General features: G+C 71.2%; 1 protein-coding gene. It reads right to left on the bottom strand.

What is annotated here, in order from left to right; translation table 11 throughout:
- Nucleotides 1-927 (bottom strand): YaiO family outer membrane beta-barrel protein (locus tag EOA32_RS37420; RefSeq protein ID WP_128374324.1); only part of this gene is annotated, 927 nt, incomplete at both ends.

Raw genomic sequence — 927 nt, 5'->3', positions numbered from 1 at the left:
CGCCCTGCACCCAGGGCGAGACGGTGGTGACGCCGGTATCGGCGAAATCGTCGTAGCGGGCGTCGATGTTGAGCGAGACCGGTCCGAACGCTTTCGCCGGCGCCACGACCTGCCACGAAGCGCCGGCGCCCAGCGAATAGCGCGCCAGAAAGTCGGCATCCGGCGTCGCCGCGGCCAGCGCATAGGCGGAGAAGGCCGGCGAGAAGGCCTGGTCGACGCGGCCCTCGATCTGGACGTCGGTGTTGCCGAAGCGGGTGGCGAGCCGCGTGCGGCCGGAGATCGTCGTTTGGGGCGATAGCCGATAGGAAAGGCCGGCCGAACTGTCGGTCCAGTCGCCAAGCCCGTCGGTGAGATCGCTCACCTCGTTGCCGAGGTCGAGCCGCCATTTGCGCGGCGGCGGCACGGCCAGCCTTTGCTCGATATCGGCCGAACCCGGCTCGATGGCGAGCGCCTGGCCGTAAGCCTGCCGCGCGGCCTCGTCGTCGCCCTCGGCGCGGCGCACGTCGCCGAGCCCGACCAGCGCCTCGGCATTGCGCGGATCGAGCGCCAGCGCGCGCTGCAAGGATTGCCCGGCCCGCTTGTAGTCGGCCTCGAGCAAGGCGATTCTGGCATCAAGGCTGAGAGCCTCGACATTGTCCGGCGCCGAGGCCAGCACATCATCGACCAGGGCGCGGGCGCGCGGCGCGTCGCCCTGCCAGATCGCCAGGCGGACCTTGCCCAGCCGCGCGTCGAGAAGGCCGGGCCTGATCGCAAGCGCCCGGTCGAAGAACCGCCCGGCCTCGTCGAAGCGCTGGCTGGAGCCCACGACGAGGCCGAGCGCGACCAGGGTGTCGGTGTTCCTGGGCGACAGCTTGAGCGCGCGGCGATAGGCGGTCTCGGCCTCGGGCAGCTTTCCCGTCGCCATCCAGTTGGAGCAGGGCAGGCGGT

The organism is Mesorhizobium sp. M1A.F.Ca.ET.072.01.1.1, assembly GCF_004023325.1.
Classification (GTDB): domain Bacteria; phylum Pseudomonadota; class Alphaproteobacteria; order Rhizobiales; family Rhizobiaceae; genus Mesorhizobium.
This window is presented reverse-complemented; position numbering and strand designations above follow the sequence as displayed.